2 protein-coding genes are annotated in these 2,417 nt (G+C 72.4%); one reads left to right on the top strand and one right to left on the bottom strand.

Annotated elements, in window-relative coordinates; translation table 11 throughout:
* Nucleotides 1-90: 90 nt before the first annotated feature.
* A complete protein-coding gene (locus tag J0670_RS35935; RefSeq protein ID WP_207816870.1) occupies nucleotides 91-771 on the bottom strand; it encodes a TetR/AcrR family transcriptional regulator in 681 nt (226 codons plus the stop codon).
* A gap of 247 nt (nucleotides 772-1,018) precedes the next feature.
* Here J0670_RS35935 and J0670_RS35930 point away from each other — a divergent pair, with 247 nt between their 5' ends.
* A complete protein-coding gene (locus J0670_RS35930) occupies nucleotides 1,019-2,242 on the top strand; it encodes a glycoside hydrolase family 1 protein (protein ID WP_207816868.1) in 1,224 nt (407 codons plus the stop codon).
* Nucleotides 2,243-2,417: the final 175 nt, after the last annotated feature.

The following is a 2,417-nucleotide window of genomic DNA, read 5'->3' as shown; positions in this document are numbered from 1 at the left end:
GCAGCGCCGCCCCCGAACCGCGGACGACCGCGCGGCACCCGGAACCGGCGGCGATCAGGCCGCCGGGGGCGGCGGGCGCTCCGATCGGCCTCAGGGGGACTGCGGCTCGGCCGGCTGCCCCGGCTCGGCGTCGGCGGACGGCTTCCGCGCCGCCGGCTGTGTCGGCGTGATGCCGATCCCGCGCATGCCGGTGAGCTCGCCGAGCAGGCGGATGACCGCGACGGGGTCGAGGTCCGGGACGTAGGCCCGTAGCAGCTGGACGCCGTCGAGCGCCGCGATCTGCAGGGCGACGAGTTCACGCGCGGGATACGAGGCGTCGATCCTCCCCTCCGCCTGTAGGGCCGCCACCTGCTCGGCCCCTCGGGCGAGCCCGCCCCGATAGCGCTCTGTGAACCGCTCGTGGACGGGGCTGTCGGGGGCGATCCCCTCGGCGGAGAGCACGGTGAACAGCGCGGCGAGGCCGGGGTGGTCGACCATGTGGCGGGCGATCGCCTCGACCCTCTCGCCGTAGTTGGCGGGCGGGGCGGCCTCGAACGCGCCGGCGATGGAAGCGTCTCGGTGGGCCAGCACCTCTTCGAGTAGCGCCTCGCGCGTCGGGAAGTAGTGCAGCAGGCCCTTCTGGGTGAGTCCGACGCGCTTGGCGATCTCCCGCATGGACCCGGCCCGGTACCCCTCCTCGGCGAAGTAGGCGACCGCCTCCCGGATGATCTGCTGCCGCCGTTCCAGGCCCTTGCGATACGGCCCGCGCTTGGCCCTCTGCCCCGTGGTCACCTGCTCACCCTATCCCCCACTTCTAAATCCCTTCAGTTGAGTGGTTTTAGGTGTTACGCTCGCCCGGGTTCCGCCCCCTGAAACCGGGCCCGGGTCTCGCCTACGGACGTCTCCACTGCGTTGCAGCCGTCCTCGCGGTGATCTCCGCGTCCACACGACCACCACTTGTCACGTCCGCTGGCGCCCCGCGCCGCCGTGTCCGCCGACCGTCGGTGACAACCCGACAAGAGAGAAGAGAAGAACGGCCATGAGCACTTTCCTGTGGGGAGCGTCGACCTCCCCGCACCAGACCGAGGGCGACAACGTCAACAGCGACTGGTGGACGATCGAGCAGACGCCGAGCACGTTCGTCCGCGAGCGCAGCGGCGACGCGGTCGACAGCTACCACCGCTACGGGGAGGAGATGCGGCTGCTCGCCGAGGCGGGACTGAACGCCTACCGCTTCGGCATCGAGTGGGCGCGGATCGAACCGGAGCCGGGTCGGTTCTCCCGTGCCGCACTCGCGCACTACCGCCGCATGATCGACACGGCCCGCGGGCTGGGCCTCACGCCGGTCGTGACGCTGCACCACTTCTCCAACCCGCGCTGGTTCGGCCTCCAGGGCGGCTGGCAGCGCCGCGACGCCGTCGAACTCTTCCGCCGCTACACCGAGCGGGCCTCGGACATCCTCGGCGAGGTCGAATGGGTCTGCACGATCAACGAGCCGAACATGGTGGCGCTCATGGCGCGGTTCAAGGCCTCGCTCGAATCCGGCGAGGCGGGCACCGCAGCAGCCGGGGGAGACGCCGAAGCCACCCGGCCCCGGCCGAGGACCATGCCGCTGCCGGACATCACGACCGGCGAGGTCCTCGCGCAGGCGCACCACGCGGCGACCGCCGTCCTGCGCGAGCGCACCGACGCCGCCGTCGGCTGGACGGTCGCGCAGCAGGCGTTCACTCCCGAGGCCGGACACGAGGAGGTCTTCGCCGAGACCGTGTACGCGTGGGAGGACCTCTACCTCCAGGCCGCGCGCGGCGACGACTTCATCGGCGCGCAGTCCTACACCAGCCAGCCCGTCGGCCCCGAAGGGCCGCGCCCGCACCCGCAGAGCCCGGACAACACGCTCAAGGGCTGGGCCTACCGCCCCGACGCGCTCGGCATCGCCGTGCGCCGCGCCTGGGACGTGGCGCGGGTACCCGTACTCGTCACCGAGAACGGCATCGCGACGGACGACGACACCCGCCGCATCGCGTACACCTCCGAGGCCCTGCGCCACCTCGGGGCGGCCATGGCCGACGGCGTCGACGTCCGCGGCTACCTGCACTGGTCCGCCGTCGACAACTACGAGTGGGGCAGCTGGCGCCCCACCTTCGGCCTGATCTCCGTCGACCGCGAGACCTTCGAACGCACTCCGAAGCCGAGCCTCGCCTGGCTCGGCGAGGTGGCCCGCGGTGGACGACCGGACGCGGCGGCCCACCCGCCCGTCCGCTGAACGCACCCCCGCTGAGGGCTCCCGCAGGGGGCCGGGGCCACGTGACCCCGGCCCCCTGCGGCGGCCCCGACCCCTGGTCGCTCCGGCAGGAGCATCGTCGTCGGCCATTCCTGACTGTACTTTCAGCTTACGGGGCGATCTTGGCCCGCCCCCCGGTAAGGTGGTGGATCGTGGC

The organism is Streptomyces sp. FH025, assembly GCF_017427025.1.
Lineage (GTDB): Bacteria > Actinomycetota > Actinomycetes > Streptomycetales > Streptomycetaceae > Kitasatospora.
The sequence above is the reverse complement of the archived record's forward strand: the minus strand, read 5'-3'. Positions and strand labels throughout refer to the sequence as shown.